Consider the following 13,842-nt stretch of genomic DNA (forward strand, 5'->3'; position numbering starts at 1 on the left):
GCTCTATGGAGCGGCTGGCCGGCATGCGGCGTCCGTCAGGAGGTCGGCGAGTGCGGCCGGACGGCTGAGGGCGACGCAGTGGCCGGCCGCGATCTCCTCCGGGACCAGCGCGAGGCGGTCCCGCACGAGCCGGCGCAGGAAGTCCGGCGGGAAGACGCGGTCCTCGGTGCACAGCACGAACCTGGTCGGCACGGCCGGCCAGGCGTCGAGGGGCCATGGCTGGGCCCATGCCGTCGGTGACGGGTGGGCGCGTTCCCTGCTCATCGCGTCCGTGGCCAGCTCAGGCGGGACGTCGTGGTAGAAGGCGGTGTACGGGTCGTCGTTGCCGGTCAGGCCCCCGTCCCGGGCGGCCTGCCGCCGGACGGCCTGCGCGTGGCCGGTGGCGCCCCACCAGGCCTCCGGTGACTCGCCCGGCGCGGGGACCATGCCCGCGACCAGGACCAGCGACGCGACGGGGCGGCGTGCGGCGACCAGGGACGCGGTGTAGGCGCCGAACGAATGCCCGACGACCACGAGGTCGCGGTCTGCGGCGACGGCCTCGACGGCGTGGTCCGCGTAGTCGTCGAGGGTCAGGGAGTCGTCGCCGTCAGGGAGGTCCGGCGCCACCGCCTCGTGCCCGCGGGCCCGGAGCTCCTCCCCGAGGAGGTGCCAGTACCAGCCGACGTCGCCGCCGCCGTGGATCAAGAGGAACGTGCTCACAGGAAGGCTCCCAACCGTCCGGGACGGGCTCCGGCCGTATGCGAACTCGGCACTCGCACCGTACTCGTACCGAGGCCGGAGGGGTGTGGGTGGGAGCGGTGCCCTGGGACGTGGGTGAGCGGCCTGTCGGTGGGTTGTCGGCGGTGCGGTGGGGGTTGTCAGGGGCCGGTCGGTGGGTGCCGGGAGGGTGGGGTCGTCTTCGAGAGCAAGGGAGCCCCTCGTCATGTCGTCCGTGTCGCCTCCGCCCACGTCCGCCGTCCCGCCCTGGGACGTCCGCCGGCTGCCCCGTGCCGATGGCCGCGTGTTCCTGATCACCGGTGCCAACGCCGGGATCGGGTACTTCGCGGCCGAGCAGCTGTCGGCCACCGGAGCCACCGTCGTCCTCGGCAGTCGGAGCCCCGTCAGGGCCGGGGCGGCCATGGCCTCGATCCGTGCTCGCGTCCCGGGGGCGCGGGTACGGTCCGTACGGCTGGACCTCGCCGACCTCTCCTCCCTGGGACCGGCGGTGGCAGCGCTGGGGGCGGAGCGCCTCGACGCGGTGGTCCACAACGCCGGCGTCGCGCTCGACGGCCCGTCACGACAGGAGACCGCGGACGGTCACGAGCTCATGTTCGGCACGAACCACCTCGGGCACTTCACCCTGACCCGGTGGCTGATGCCGTTGCTCGAGGCGGCGCCGGCGGCCCGCGTCGTGACGGTGGGAAGTTTCGCGGCGAAGACCGAGCGGCTCGACCTGGACGACCTGGAGTCCCGGACCGGCTACGACCCCAAGCACGCCTACGGGCGCTCGAAGCTGGCTCAGATGTACTTCGGGCTGGAGCTCGACCGCCGCCTGCGCGCCGTCGGCAGCACGGTGGCGAGCGTGGTGGTCCATCCCGGGGGCGCGCTGGACTCGCTGACCCCGCCGCGGCCGCCGGTCCACGTCCGGGGCGCTGGTGCGCGGCTGGGTGCCGCGCCCGCCGCCCTCGTCCTCCAGGGCAAGCACGCCGGCGCCTGGAGCGCGGTCCGGGCGGTGCTCGATCCGGCGGTGCGCGGAGGCCAGGTGTGGGGGCCGCGCGTCTTCGGCCTGCGGGGCCGGCCCCGGCGCGAGACGGTGTGGAGCCACCTCGCCGACCCGGGTGTCGCGGCCCGGCTGTGGGAGGCGAGCTGCCGGCTGACCGGCGCCGACGGCGCGTAGCCCGACGCGGACGGCGGCCCGGCAGGCAGGTGCGGAAACACCGGCCGGCGCGCTCACCGCCAGGCGGTGGTGGCCGCGATGACGGCCTGGGCCAGGGCCACGGGCTGATCGCGGGCGATGAGGTGCCCGGCGCCCTGGACGGGCCGGACCGTGGTGTGCGGAGCCAGGTGTAGCAACTCGTCGATGTCCTCGTCGGCGACCGACGAGCCGTTGTCGCCGTGGACGAGCAGGAGGGGCAGGTCGAGTTCCGTGGTGACCTGCCGTAGCCGTGAGACCTGGGCGAGGATGTCCTCGACGAGCTCGGTGTGGGCGCCGAGCGGGCCGACGGAAGCCAGGAAGCCGCGGACCCGGGCGGGGTCGAGGCAGGGTACGACGTCGACCAACACCAGCCCCGCCACCCTGGCCCGCACGGCCGGATCCGTGAGGGCGGCGGTCGCGGCGAGCCCGCCGAGTGAGGCACCGACGACCACGCTTGCCGGCGGCTCGGCGTGCACCATCGCGGCGACGTCGTCCGCGTACGCCGACAGTGTCCGAGCACTGCCCCCGCTGTCGCCGTGGCCCCGCTGGTCGAAGGCCACGCACCGGTACCCGGCGTCGACGAGGACCTCGCTGACCGGTCCCCACACCTGACGGCGTTCGCCACCGGCGTGCAGGAGCAGGAAGGTAGGTCCGGCACCGGCCTCCTCCCCGCGCAGGATCGCATCGGGGAGATTGATCCGCCGTACTCGTGGAGCGTCAGGGCCGATCATGAAACTGACACCTTCCCTCCTCCTGCCGCCAGTGCCCCCACGGAAGGCGACACTGCGTACTGCCCGCAGGGCGTGTGGGGAACGGTACCGCCACCCGTGCAGGTGTTCACCCAGGGCCGTCTCGGGTCCTCGCCTACCATCCTCTCCGTGACCTCTGCGCTGATCCTCATCGACCTGATGCCACGCATCATCGCCCTTCCCCTTGCCCCGCACTCCGGCGAAGAGGTGCTGACGCGCTGCCGTCGGCTGGCCGAGGTGTTCAGGGCGAGCGGTCGCGCGGTGGTGGTGGTTCGGGTGGAGAGGCCGAACACGACCCAGCAGCCGCCGGGCAGCGGCTTCGCCGACGGTCTGGTCCAGCCCGGCGATGTCGTGGTCGTCAAGCGCACCGTCGGTGCATTCCACGGCACCGATCTGCACGACCGGTTGCGCGGTCTGGGTGTGGACACGCTGGTGCTCGCCGGGCTGGTCACCACGATGGGGGTCGAGTCCACTGCACGGGCCGCGAGCGACCACGGCTACGAGTTGGAGTTCGTCGCCGACGCGATGTCCGGCTTCGCTGCCGACGAGCACGACTTCACCGTGGAAAGGATCTTTCCCCGGTTCGGTGAAGTGCGTGACACGGCGTCCTACAGCTGAATCCGGCAGCTCGACGCCGAACCCCGCGAGGTGGGTGCGCAGGGGGTGGAGCCGCTGCGGTCCGGTGCCGGTGGTGCCGGGCACCGGGGTGCGGCGAGAGGGGTCAGACGCGGGCGATGAGCGCGTAGCGTTCGTCGGTGACCGGGCCGCCCCACAGGTCGGCGTCGTGGCTGAGGTCCTCGACTCGCAGGTCGGCGACGAGTGGGCGTACGGCGGCGGTGAGGTCTTCGGCGGTGATGCCGCCGTGCCAGGGCAGGGTTTCGGCGCCTGCGACGTAGGGGACGCCGCTCTGTCCGGCTTCGCGCCAGCGGCCTTCGACCAGGATCAGCATCCCGCCGGGGCGGAGCCGAGCGGTCCACTGGCGCAGGGCTTCCTGTGGGTCGGGCAGGGTCCACACCAGGTGCCGGGAGAGCAGGACGTCGTACCGTTCGTCGCCCGTGGGCGGATGGGCGGCGTCGCCGACGAGGAAGCGGCCCTTCAATCCGGCCGCCCGCAGCTTCGCCCGGGCCTGTTCGACCATCTTCGGCGCGAGGTCGACGCCGGTGACCTGGTGGCCGGCTTCGGTGACGAGCTTGGACAGGGAGCCGGTGCCGCAGCCGACGTCCAGCACGCTCGCCGGGGTGGCCGGCAGCCAGGAGGACAGGCGGGCGGCCCAGGCGGCGCGGGTGGGTGTCGCGGTCAGTCCGTGGTCGGGTTCTTCGTCGAAGGTGTCGGCGGCGGCGTCCCAGTAGGCCGTGATGGCGGCGGGGTTCGTCATCCGGTGATCCTCTCAGGGGGCACTGACGACGCCCCGTCCGAGCCGTAGGGGGCGGTCGCAGGCCCCCGTGCGGTTCAGGGGCTGGGCAGCGTCGATGCCGTGGGGCCGTGCCGGGCCAGCCGGCCGTTCTCGAGGACGTGCACGGTGTCCGTGTAGGCGGCGACCAGGTGCGGTTCGTGGGAGACCATGACGAGGCTCATGGTCCGCTCGGTCCGCAGGCGCGCCAGGAGTTCCATGACGGCGGTGGCCGTGTCGGGGTCGAGTGCGGAGGTGATCTCGTCGCACAGCAGGATCTCGGGGCCGGCGGCTAGGGCTCGGGCGATGGAGACGCGCTGCCGCTGGCCGCCCGACAGCTCGGCGGGGTAGCGGTCGGCGAAGTCGGCGGGGAGTTCCACCTGCTGGAGGAGTTCGCTGACGCGCCCCGGTACGGCGTTCCTGGGGAGGCCGCCGTGCAGGCGCAGCGGCCGGGCCAGGGCGGCGCCGACCGTGCGGGCCGGGTTCAGGGCGGCCAGGGGGTTCTGCGGGACGAGCTGGATGCGCCGCTGGTGCTCGCGCGTGCGCTTGCGTGCCGTGTCCGGCAGGGGGTGTCCGTCGAGCGTGAGGTGGCCGGTGTCCACCGGGTGCAGCCCGGCCAGGACCCGCAGGAGGGTTGTCTTGCCGGACCCGGAGGGGCCGACGATGCCCGTCGTGCCTCCGGGTGATGCCGCGAAGTCGACGGTGTCCAGGGCCCGGTGACGCGACCCGGGTTCGCGGAAGGTGACGCTCACGGCGGCGGCGGTGAGCCCCCGGCTCGTCTCCTCGCCGGTGCGCGGACGTGGGCGGAGCGCGGGCTCCGGGCTGCGGGGTGGGGGGACGGTCCGCTGTAGCGGGGCGGTCAGGCGGACGACGTGGTCGGCGCAGGAGGCGACGAGTTCCGGGTCGTGGGTGGCCATGACGATGGCGAGCCCGCGGTCGGCGGCGAGAGCGCGCAGCAGTTCGGCGATCTCGTCGCGTACGGCGGTGTCGAGTCCGGCGGTGGGCTCGTCCAGGAGCAGGATGTCGGGGGTGCGGGCGAGGGCTCGTGCCAGGGCGACGCGGCGCTGCTGGCCTCCGGAGATGGCCGCGGGCCGGCGGTCCGGCAGTCCGCTGTCGACGGGGAGCCGGCATTCGCGCAGGAGCCCGAGGATCGTGGCCTCGCTGCGGTCGGGGGCCATTTCGGCGACGAGGCGGCGGACCTTCATCCGCGGGTTGAGGGCCGAGCCGGGGTCCTGTCCGACGTAGGCGACGCGGGAGCGGCGCAGTTGCCGCAGCTGTTCGGAGCCGAGTGTGGGCGGGTGGTGTCCGAGGACGTCCAGTGTGCCCGCGGTGACGGCGGCGCCGGGCGGGAGGTGGCCGATGAGGGCGCGCAGCAGGGTGGTCTTGCCGGAGCCGGAGGTGCCCGTGAGAGCGGTGATGCGGCCGGGGTGGATGGTGACGGAGGTCGGCTGGAGCAGGACGGGGCCGTCCGGGACGCGTATCTCGAGACCGGTGACCGTGGCGACGGCGGCCCGGGGTGCCGTCTCGGTCCCGGGGGGCGTGTGGGCTGGGACGGTACTGGCTTCCGCGCGGCGTGCGGTGTCGCTCATGCGGTGGTCACCGCCTTGGGTACGGAGTGGGGGGCCAGGGAGACCGCGGCCAGGTTGACGCTGATGGCGAGGACGGCGATGGCCAGGCTGGGGGCGAGGACGGCCCAGGGGTTGAGCAGGATGCCGGGGGCGTTCTCCCGTACCATCAGCGCCCAGTCGGCGGCCGGCGGTTGGGGACCGATCTGGAGGAAGCCGGCCATGGAGATCACGTAGATGCCTTCGACGAAGCGCAGCCCGAAGAGGGCCAGAACGGTGGCGCGGAGGTTGGGCAGCAGCTCGCGCAGGGCGATGTAGGCGAGGTTCTCGCCACGGGTGACGGCCGCTTCGACGTAGCCGGAGTTCGCCAGGGGGGCTGCCGCGCCGGCGACGATGCGCACGGCGTACGGGGTGCCGAGGACCATCGCGGCGACGACGACGGCCCCGCGTCCGCCGCCGGGCCAGGCGAGCGCGATGAGCATGATGCCGAGGACGGAGGGGAGCAGGATGGCGACGTCCGCGGTGCGTTCGACGGCGCGGCCGATCGCGGGGCGCAGTACGGCGACGCAGCCGGTCAGCGTGGCGGTCAGGGTGACGACGGTCGCCACCAGCAGGGCGCTGCCGATGAGGGCGGTGCCGCCGTCCAGGAGGCGGCTCAGGACGTCCCGTCCCAGCTGGTCCCCGCCGAGGAGTGCCCCCTGCCCGGGAGGCGCGTAGGGGGCGGTGACGGGGGTGTCGATGGTGTGCGGGGCGAGGGCGGGGCCGCACAGGGCGAGGAGGACGAGGAGTGTGCCGGGTGCGGTGCGGCGCAGGGTCCGGAGTCGGCCGGGTATCGGCCGTGGCCTTTGGGTGAGGGTGGTGGCGGCGCTCATGCGCGGGCTCCCAGGACGCGGGCGCGGATCAGGTCCGCGGCCAGCAGGACGAGGCTGATGACGGCTCCGGCGCACATGACGACACCGGCGATGAGGGGGGTGTCGCGTGCGGCGACGGCGCCTGCCAGGACGGTGCCGACGCCCGGGTAGTTGAAGAGGGTCTCCACCACGACGGCTCCGCCGAGGAGCATGCCGGTGGAGGTGGCGATGCCGGTGGCGATGGCGGGGGTCGCGCCGGGCAGGGCGTGGCGCAGGAGCACCTGGCGGGTCGACAGCCCGTCGAGGTGGGCCGCTTCGACGTGGGGGGTGGCGGCCTGGTCGGCGAGGGCGCCGCGCACGATGCGGGTGTTCCAGCCGGTCTGGGGGATCACCAGGGCGATGACCGGCGTGATCAGCATGGTCCAGGTCGCCGGAGCGCCGTCGGCACCGGTCACGGTGACCGCGGGGAGCCATCCCGTCCAGAGCGACAGGAGCAGCAGGAGCAGAACCGAGATGACGAACTCGGGCACGGCGAAAGAGGCGGTGGCCGTATGGCCGATGATCCGGTCGGTGAGCCGGCCCGGGCGGGCGGCCGCCCAGCAGCCGAGGCAGAGGGACAGGACCACGGTCAGGACGAACGCGCTCGCCCCCAGGAGCAGCGTGTTGGGGAGCGGATCGGTCAGCAGCTCGGTGACCGGCCGGCCGTGGGCCGAAGTGCCCAGGTCTCCCGAGGGCAGCGCGGTCATCCAGTCCCGGAACCGTTCCCACAGCGGCCGGTCCAGGCCGAGGAGGTGCCGGCGGGCCGCCAGGTCGGCGGCGCTCTCGCCGCGCTCGGCGGCCGCGGCGGCCGCGTCCCCGGGCAGTGCTTCCACCGCGGTGAACACCACGGCCAGCAGGACGACCAGCAGCAGTGCCCGCCGGGCCGCCGCGGCGGCCACGTGGGCGGCCAGTGCGGCGGTACGGCGCGGCGCGGTGACCGCCCCCGAGCGGGAAGGGGCGGTCACCACGTCGTTCTCGGCCGGGTGGCTCAACGCAGCCACGCGTTCTCGAGCTGGACCCGCCCGTAGCCGGCGAGCTTGGGCAGGCCCTGGACCTTGGCCGCGGCCAGGTCGATGCCGTCGGCCATGCCCCACAGCAGGTAGCCGGACCTGTCGTACTCGATCTGCTGGAGCTCCTTCAGGGCCGCTGCGCGCGCCGCCTCGTCGGCCGTGCCGATGACCTTGAGGTAGGCGGCGTCGAACTCCTGGTCCGCCCAGCCGGCTTCGTTCGTGGCGGCCTCGCTGACCATGGTCTTGGAGGCGAAGAAGACCACCGAGTCGTTCGTGCCCCAGTACGTGGTGTAGAAGTCGCCGGTCTTCCAGGTCTTGTCCCAGAAGGCGCCTGACTCCTGCTTGACGACCTGGACCTTGATGCCGGCCTCGCGGGCCTGGTTGGCGAACAGGGTGGCGGACTCGGCGAGTCCGGGGATGTCCTCGGTGGTGACGAGGTCGTAGGTCCTGGACAGGTCGAAGCCGGCTTCGGCGAGCAGCTTCCTGGCCTTCTCCAGGTCCCGCCTGCGCTGCGGGATGTCCTTGGCAAAGTGCGGGTCGCCGGTGCCCAGGACGTCGTTGGCCACGCCGCCGTAGCCGGAGAGGACCTGCTTGACCATGGCCTCGCGGTCGACGGCCAGGCGCATGGCCTCGCGGACGCGCGGGTCGGCGAAGGGGCTGCCCGCGGCGGTGCGCATGACGATGGGCATGGCCATGTCGTTGGGGCGGCGCAGGATCTGGATGTCCTTGCGGGCTCCGGCGGTGCGGGCGGCGACCGCGCCGGCGTTGGAGGCGACGTCGATCTGCCCGGCGAGGAGGGCGTTGGCCATGGCCTGTGGGGTCTCGAACATGGTGACCTCGATGGCGTCGAGGTGCACGGTGCCGCCGTACCACGTGTCGTTCTTCACCAGGCGGGCGTTGCCGCCGCGGTACCAGTCGAGCTTGAACGGGCCGGTGCCGGGGGCCTTGTCCAGCGCGTTGTCGGGGGTGTCCTTCTTCAGGACGAAGGTCGTCAGACGGGTCAGGAGCGGCAGTTCGGCGTTGGCGTGGTCGCAGACGAGGACGACGGTGTCGGTTCCCTCGGCCGTGATGTTCTCCGGCTTGATGCCGGGCAGGCGCGAGGCTCCGGAGGGGGTGTTGCGCAGGCGCTTGAGGGACCAGACGACGTCGTCGGCGGTGACCGGGCTGCCGTCGTGGAAGGCGGCGCCCTTGGCGATCTTGAACTTCCAGGTCTTCAGGTCGGCCGAGGGTTCCCACGACGCCGCCAGGCGGGGAGCGGTGTTGGGCTTGTCGCCCGGGATCGTGAGGGTGTCGTGGACCAGGGCTATGACGAGGTAGTCGCTCTCGTTGGCCTGGGAGCCGTGGGGGTCGCGGGTGATGGCGCCGGCGCGGCCGAGCGCGCCGATGCGCAGCGTGCCCCCGCTCTTGGGCTTGTCGCCGCCGTCGGCGGCGGGCCCGGCCTTGCCGTCGCCGTCCCCCGAGGAGCAGGCGGCGAGGAGAGCCCCTGTGCCGATCGCTCCGCCGGCCCACAGCACTTGACGCCTGTTCATGTTCACGTACTTCCTCGATCCGCCGAGCCACAAGGGGTTGTTACTTAGGTTTGCCTACCCTAATGACAACCATGTCCGCAAGCCGTCGGTCGCGATGGGACGCATGTCTGAATCTCAGAGCAATCAGACGCGCCGGTAAGGTTTGCCTTACCTAAATCTACTGCTACGGTTCGAGTCGTTCGCCGGTTCCGCAGGTTCACGGCTGGCCGCCAACTAGCCGGTGAGCCAAGCCAGTTACGAGTTCTCGCCCGTCTTCGCGAGATGAGCCGCGTCAGAGCACCGGGTCCCCCCGTCCTCCGAACGAAACGGATTCCTTCGCCATGAGCACGGCAGCCACGCCAGTCCGCCAGCTCGACCCCCACACCGTGGCCGAACTCCGCGAGGCCGCGGCGAAACTGCTCGCCGAGTTCGGCACGTCCGCCACGAGCCCCGAGCTCCTCGGCCGAGTCCAACGGCTCGCCCGCGACTTCGGCGATGACCTGCGCCACCACTTCCGCCCCGTCGACACCGCTGACGGCCTGTTCGTCCTGCGCGGCCTCGACGTCGACGACGAAGGCATCGGACCCACCCCCGGCAGCTGGGCCACCGCCGGTGACAGCGGCGCGATCCACGACCTGGTACTGCTCCTGCTGTCCACCGTCATGGGCAACCCCATCGCCTGGGAGGGCCAGCAGAACGGCCGCTTCGTGCACAACATCGTCCCGTCCCCAGGGCACGAGACCGAACAGACGGGTGCCTCCAGCAAGGTCCTCCTCAGCCCGCACACCGAGGACGCCTTCCACCCCGGCCGCGCCCACCTGCTGATCCTCGGCTGCATGCGCAACCACGACGGCATCGCCACCACCGCCGCCAGCATCCGCAAGACCCGCCTCACCGACGCCGACGTCGACCTGCTGACCACGGCCGTCCTGCCGATCCTCCCCGACGACGCCTACAAAGCCGCCCAGGGGTACACCGACCAGGCCCCGCCCGCCGTACCGGCGCTCTTCGCCACCGAGGACGGCATCACCCTGCGCTACGACCCCGCCTACACCCCGCTGGACCGCGCCGACGCGGAGTACCGCGCCGCGTACGGCCGCCTTTCGGACGAACTGGCCCGGGTCTCCGTCGCCGTCAGCCTGCGCCCCGGTGAGGTCCTCGTCGTGGACAACGACCTGGTCGTCCACGGCCGCGTGCCCTTCCAGGCCCGCTACGACGGCACCGACCGCTGGCTCAAGCGCGCCTCGGTCCGGGTCGCCGGACGCCGGACCCGCCCCCCGGCCGAAGCCGGCGAGCACGGTTACGGCCAGGCCGCCCTCGAAGCACACGCGAGCTGAACACCCGCCCCCGTACCGGAGGAACGATCCACCATGACGGACACCCCGGCCGCCCCCGTCGGCACCCCGGCATCCGGCGACGACACGCACCTGCGCATCCTCTCGACCACCGACCTGGCCGGGATCGACATATCCCTGTCCGACGTGGTCGCGACCGTGGAGGGCGCCTACCGCACCCTCCACGCCGGCCAGTCGGACAACCCCCGGAAACTGACCGTCAAGCCGCGGGACGGACACTCCGTCTCCTACGCCATGCTGGGCCGCGACGGCTCGCGCAACGTCGTGGCCGTCAAGACCTCCTACAAGCACGGCCTGGACAAGGGCCGCGCGGAGCAGCACTACTACACCGCGCTGACCCTCTACGACGACGTCACCGGGCTGCCGGTGGCGATGATGGACTGCTCCCGCATCGGCTCGCTGCGCACTCCGGCCGTCTCCGCCCTGATCGCCCGGGAGTGCGCCGCCCCCGGTGCCCGGTCCGCGCTGGTCATCGGGACCGGGACACAAGGCCGCCTCGCCCTGCCGTTCCTGCTGACGACGCTCCCCGACCTGGACCGGCTGATGGTGTTCGGCACCCACGCCGAGGGCATCGAGGCCGTCCGCGAGCAGCTGCACGCCCACTTCCCCGACCGGGAGGTGGAGGTCGTCGCCGACGTACGGTCGGCGGCGGCGGAGGCCGACGTCATCGTCGCGACCGCGGGGGCCCACACCCCGGCCGCCGTCGAGACGGACTGGCTGCGGCCCGGCGCGCTCTCCATCCTCGTCGGCCACGGCCTGGCTCCCTCGACCCTGCACCAGGCCGACCGGGTCATCGCCACCAGCGAAGCGCAGATGAACGTCACCGGCACCGACATGGCCGACGCCGACGGCAAACTCCCCGCCGTCGAAGCCGAGTTCCCGGCCGTCCTGGCCGGTGTCTTTGCAGGCCGCCGGAGCGACACCGAGCGGATCTTCGCGTACAACAGCGGCCTGGTCGTCACCGACATCGCCCTGGGCCACCGCTTCGCCGAGCTGGCCATCGCCCAGGGCCTGGGCACCGAGGTGCCGCTGTGGCAGTGACCGCCGGCACCGGCCCCTGGCCGGCCCTGCCCTCCCTCCCCGACCCGGCGACGGACGCGGTACTGGCGGGCCCACTGCTGCCCGAACTCGCCCACGCCTTCGGCGGCCCGTTCCACTTCCTGCTGCCCGACGCCTTCGACGCCAACCTGCGCGCCATGCAGGACGCGCTGACCTCGGCGGGCGTGGACGGCTTCGTGTACTTCGCGAAGAAGGCCAACAAGGCCGCCGTGTTCGTCGAGCGGGCCGCGGCGGGCGGCGCCGGGGTGGACGTCGCCTCCGCGGGCGAGCTGCGCGAGGCCCTGGGCCACGGCGTCCGCGGGGAGCACCTCGTCGTCACCGGACCGGCCAAGGACACGGCCCTGCTCCGGCTGGCGGTCCAGCAGGGCGCCCTCATCGCGGTCGACGCCCTGGACGAGCTCGACGCCCTCCTCGGCATCGCGCTGACCGGGCGGGTGCGCCCGGCTCGGGTACTGCTGCGCTGCCTTCCCCCGCAGCAGCCCCACAGCCGCTTCGGGATGACCGAAGCCGAACTGGCCACCGCGACGGACCGCTGTGTCCAGGCCGGCGACGCGATCCGGATGGAGGGCTTCAGCTTCCACCTGTCCGGTTACGCCCTCCAGCCGCGCGCCGACCTCGCCGCCCACCTGACCGACCTGTGCCTCAAGGCCCGTACGCAAGGCCTCGAGGCCAGCCGGATCAGCATCGGCGGCGGTCTGCCCATCAGCTACACGGATGCGGACAGCTGGCACACCTTCCTCACCCGGCACCACAGCCGCCACTACCACGCGGGCAAGACGTTCCGGACCGGTGACTTCTACCCGTACCACTCGCCGAACGCGGGCCCGCGGGCGCTGGCGGCACTGCTCACGACCCGCCCCGAAGGCCACGGCCGCCCGCTCGCCGACCTCCTGAAGGACGCCGGCGTGATCCTGCTCCTCGAACCGGGCCGAGCCCTCCTCGACCGGGCCGGGGCCACCGTCTTGCGCGTCCAGGGCGTGAAGGACCGCGACGGCTACCAGCTGCTGACCGTGGACGGCACCAGCCTGAGCCTGTCCGAGCAGTGGTTCAACAGCGAATACCTGCCCGACCCCCACCTGCTGCCACAGGAGCCCGACTCCCCCGCCGGCCTGTTCCCGGCGAGCGTCGGGGCGGCCACCTGCCTGGAATCCGACATGCTCACCTGGCGCAAGGTCGGCTTCACCCGGCGCCCCCGCACCGGCGACCTCCTCGTCTACCCCAACACCGCCGGGTACCAGATGGACTCCAACGAGTCCCCGTTCCACGACCTGGCCCTGCCGCCCAAGGTCGTCATCGACCACACCGACCGCCGCCGCCCGCGCTGGCGCCTGGACCGTCACTTCACCTGAGCCAGGCCCACCCAGCCCGACCGACCCCTCACAGGAGCTTTCGATGCCCGGAGCACTTCAGCGCCCCGCCGTGGTCTCCCGCGTGTCCGACCTCATCGGCTGCACCCCGTTGCTGGAACTCGCCGCCACCGAGACCGGCAGCCGCCTGCTGCTGAAGCTGGAGATGTTCAACCCGACCGGCACCGCCAAGATCCGCATGGCCCGCGCCATGGTCGACGCCGCCGAGGCGGCCGGCGAGCTGCGTCCCGGCGGCCGGATCGTCGAGTCCACCTCCGGCAACACGGGCCTCGGCCTCTCGGTCATCGCCGCCGAGCGCGGCTACACGTTCACCGCCGTGGTCGACCACCACGCGTGCGCGGACAAGCTCCGCGGCATGAAGGCCCTGGGCACCGAACTCGTCTACGTCGTCGACGACGGCGGCGGAGAGCTGGCCACCGCCGCCCGCGAGGAACTCGCCGAGGAGATGGCCCGCGGCCAGGACAACACCGTCTTCACCGAGCAGCACAACAACCCCGCCAACGGCGTCGGCTACTTCCCCGTGGCCCACGAACTGCACGAGGCCCTCGACGGGAAGATCGACGTCCTGATCGGCGCCGTGGGCACCGGCGGCGCCCTCTTCGGCACCAGCCGGGAGCTGAACGAGCTGATATCCGGCTTCACCGTCATCGGTGTGGAGCCCAAGGGGTCCATCGCGTTCGGCGGCCCGGCCCACGACTACCACCAGTCCGGCACCGGCACCCCCGAAGGCGCGGAGCTCGGCGCGCTCGTCGACTTCGACCTGCTCGACGAGGGCGTCAAGGTGGGCGACGTCGAGGCGTTCGCGACCTGCCGGGCCGTCGCCCGTACGGGACTGCTCATCGGCGGATCGGCCGGCGGGGTCGTGTACGAGGCCCTGACGCGCCTGTCCTCGCTGCCTCCCGGCACGACTGTGGTCGCCCTCGTCAACGACGGCGGGGAGAAGTACATGGACACCGTCTTCAACGACGAGTGGATGCAGGAACGCGACCTCCTCGACGTCGAGGTGGAGCGCGAGATCGACGAACTCCTCACCAAACTCCGCAGGAACCGGTAAC

The 13,842-nt window shown here is 72.7% G+C and carries 13 protein-coding genes; 6 read left to right on the top strand and 7 right to left on the bottom strand.

The genetic code is table 11. The features are described 5' to 3' along the window. Positions 1-3: 3 nt before the first annotated feature. Complete coding sequence (locus tag D1J60_RS34055; RefSeq protein WP_125824394.1) at positions 4-699, bottom strand: alpha/beta hydrolase; 696 nt, start codon at positions 697-699, stop codon at positions 4-6. Positions 700-922: 223 nt separating this feature from the next. Between D1J60_RS34055 and D1J60_RS34060 the strand changes: the two genes are divergently transcribed. After that, positions 923-1,876: an SDR family NAD(P)-dependent oxidoreductase gene (locus tag D1J60_RS34060; RefSeq protein WP_125824395.1), complete on the top strand. Its 954-nt coding sequence runs from the start codon at positions 923-925 to the stop codon at positions 1,874-1,876. A gap of 53 nt (positions 1,877-1,929) precedes the next feature. On the opposite strand, the gene D1J60_RS34065 is transcribed toward D1J60_RS34060, so the two are convergent. After that, positions 1,930-2,625 (bottom strand): alpha/beta hydrolase, encoded by a 696-nt coding sequence (locus tag D1J60_RS34065; RefSeq protein WP_125824396.1) that lies wholly within the window; start codon positions 2,623-2,625, stop codon positions 1,930-1,932. A 147-nt stretch (positions 2,626-2,772) separates the two neighbouring features. Here D1J60_RS34065 and D1J60_RS34070 point away from each other — a divergent pair, with 147 nt between their 5' ends. Next, positions 2,773-3,261 carry an isochorismatase family protein gene (locus D1J60_RS34070; protein ID WP_125824397.1) on the top strand — a complete coding sequence of 163 codons (489 nt, stop codon included), beginning with the start codon at positions 2,773-2,775 and terminating at the stop codon, positions 3,259-3,261. A gap of 103 nt (positions 3,262-3,364) precedes the next feature. On the opposite strand, the gene D1J60_RS34075 is transcribed toward D1J60_RS34070, so the two are convergent. The 5 genes from D1J60_RS34075 to D1J60_RS34095 form a co-directional block, all read right to left on the bottom strand. Beyond that, a complete protein-coding gene (locus D1J60_RS34075; RefSeq protein WP_125824398.1) occupies positions 3,365-4,018 on the bottom strand; it encodes a class I SAM-dependent methyltransferase in 654 nt (217 codons plus the stop codon). A gap of 74 nt (positions 4,019-4,092) precedes the next feature. Then, a complete protein-coding gene (locus tag D1J60_RS34080; RefSeq protein WP_125824399.1) occupies positions 4,093-5,622 on the bottom strand; it encodes an ATP-binding cassette domain-containing protein in 1,530 nt (509 codons plus the stop codon). Then, complete coding sequence (locus D1J60_RS34085) at positions 5,619-6,470, bottom strand: ABC transporter permease subunit (protein ID WP_125824400.1); 852 nt, start codon at positions 6,468-6,470, stop codon at positions 5,619-5,621. The genes D1J60_RS34080 and D1J60_RS34085 overlap by 4 nt, the downstream gene beginning before the upstream one ends. Then, complete coding sequence (locus tag D1J60_RS34090) at positions 6,467-7,387, bottom strand: ABC transporter permease (protein ID WP_125824719.1); 921 nt, start codon at positions 7,385-7,387, stop codon at positions 6,467-6,469. The genes D1J60_RS34085 and D1J60_RS34090 overlap by 4 nt, the downstream gene beginning before the upstream one ends. A gap of 89 nt (positions 7,388-7,476) precedes the next feature. Beyond that, positions 7,477-9,033: an ABC transporter substrate-binding protein gene (locus tag D1J60_RS34095; RefSeq protein WP_125824401.1), complete on the bottom strand. Its 1,557-nt coding sequence runs from the start codon at positions 9,031-9,033 to the stop codon at positions 7,477-7,479. Between the two features lie 314 nt (positions 9,034-9,347). On the opposite strand from D1J60_RS34095, the gene D1J60_RS34100 reads away from it, so the two are divergent. The 4 genes from D1J60_RS34100 to D1J60_RS34115 are packed head-to-tail and all read left to right on the top strand — an operon-like array spanning position 9,348 to position 13,841. Further along, positions 9,348-10,343, top strand: a complete 996-nt coding sequence (locus D1J60_RS34100) for a TauD/TfdA family dioxygenase (RefSeq protein WP_125824402.1) — start codon at positions 9,348-9,350, stop codon at positions 10,341-10,343. Positions 10,344-10,376: 33 nt separating this feature from the next. Continuing rightward, positions 10,377-11,402, top strand: coding sequence for an ornithine cyclodeaminase family protein (locus D1J60_RS34105; RefSeq protein ID WP_125824403.1), 1,026 nt, complete (start codon positions 10,377-10,379; stop codon positions 11,400-11,402). Continuing rightward, positions 11,399-12,769, top strand: coding sequence for a Y4yA family PLP-dependent enzyme (locus tag D1J60_RS34110; protein WP_125824720.1), 1,371 nt, complete (start codon positions 11,399-11,401; stop codon positions 12,767-12,769). Before D1J60_RS34105 ends, D1J60_RS34110 begins: the two co-directional genes overlap by 4 nt. A 43-nt stretch (positions 12,770-12,812) precedes the next feature. Further along, a complete protein-coding gene (locus tag D1J60_RS34115; protein ID WP_125824404.1) occupies positions 12,813-13,841 on the top strand; it encodes a cysteine synthase family protein in 1,029 nt (342 codons plus the stop codon). Position 13,842: the final 1 nt, after the last annotated feature.

The sequence above is a fragment of the Streptomyces sp. W1SF4 genome (assembly GCF_003950035.1).
GTDB lineage: Bacteria > Actinomycetota > Actinomycetes > Streptomycetales > Streptomycetaceae > Streptomyces > Streptomyces racemochromogenes.

Excerpts from the sequence above, each read along its gene's own strand:
- D1J60_RS34060 (WP_125824395.1), top strand. The coding sequence starts at position 923 with ATGTCGTCCGTGTCGCCTCCGCCCACGTCCGCCGTCCCGCCCTGGGAC.
- D1J60_RS34065 (WP_125824396.1), bottom strand. The coding sequence starts at position 2,625 with ATGATCGGCCCTGACGCTCCACGAGTACGGCGGATCAATCTCCCCGAT.
- D1J60_RS34075 (WP_125824398.1), bottom strand. The coding sequence starts at position 4,018 with ATGACGAACCCCGCCGCCATCACGGCCTACTGGGACGCCGCCGCCGAC.
- D1J60_RS34080 (WP_125824399.1), bottom strand. The coding sequence starts at position 5,622 with ATGAGCGACACCGCACGCCGCGCGGAAGCCAGTACCGTCCCAGCCCAC.
- D1J60_RS34085 (WP_125824400.1), bottom strand. The coding sequence starts at position 6,470 with ATGAGCGCCGCCACCACCCTCACCCAAAGGCCACGGCCGATACCCGGC.
- D1J60_RS34100 (WP_125824402.1), top strand. The coding sequence starts at position 9,348 with ATGAGCACGGCAGCCACGCCAGTCCGCCAGCTCGACCCCCACACCGTG.
- D1J60_RS34105 (WP_125824403.1), top strand. The coding sequence starts at position 10,377 with ATGACGGACACCCCGGCCGCCCCCGTCGGCACCCCGGCATCCGGCGAC.
- D1J60_RS34115 (WP_125824404.1), top strand. The coding sequence starts at position 12,813 with ATGCCCGGAGCACTTCAGCGCCCCGCCGTGGTCTCCCGCGTGTCCGAC.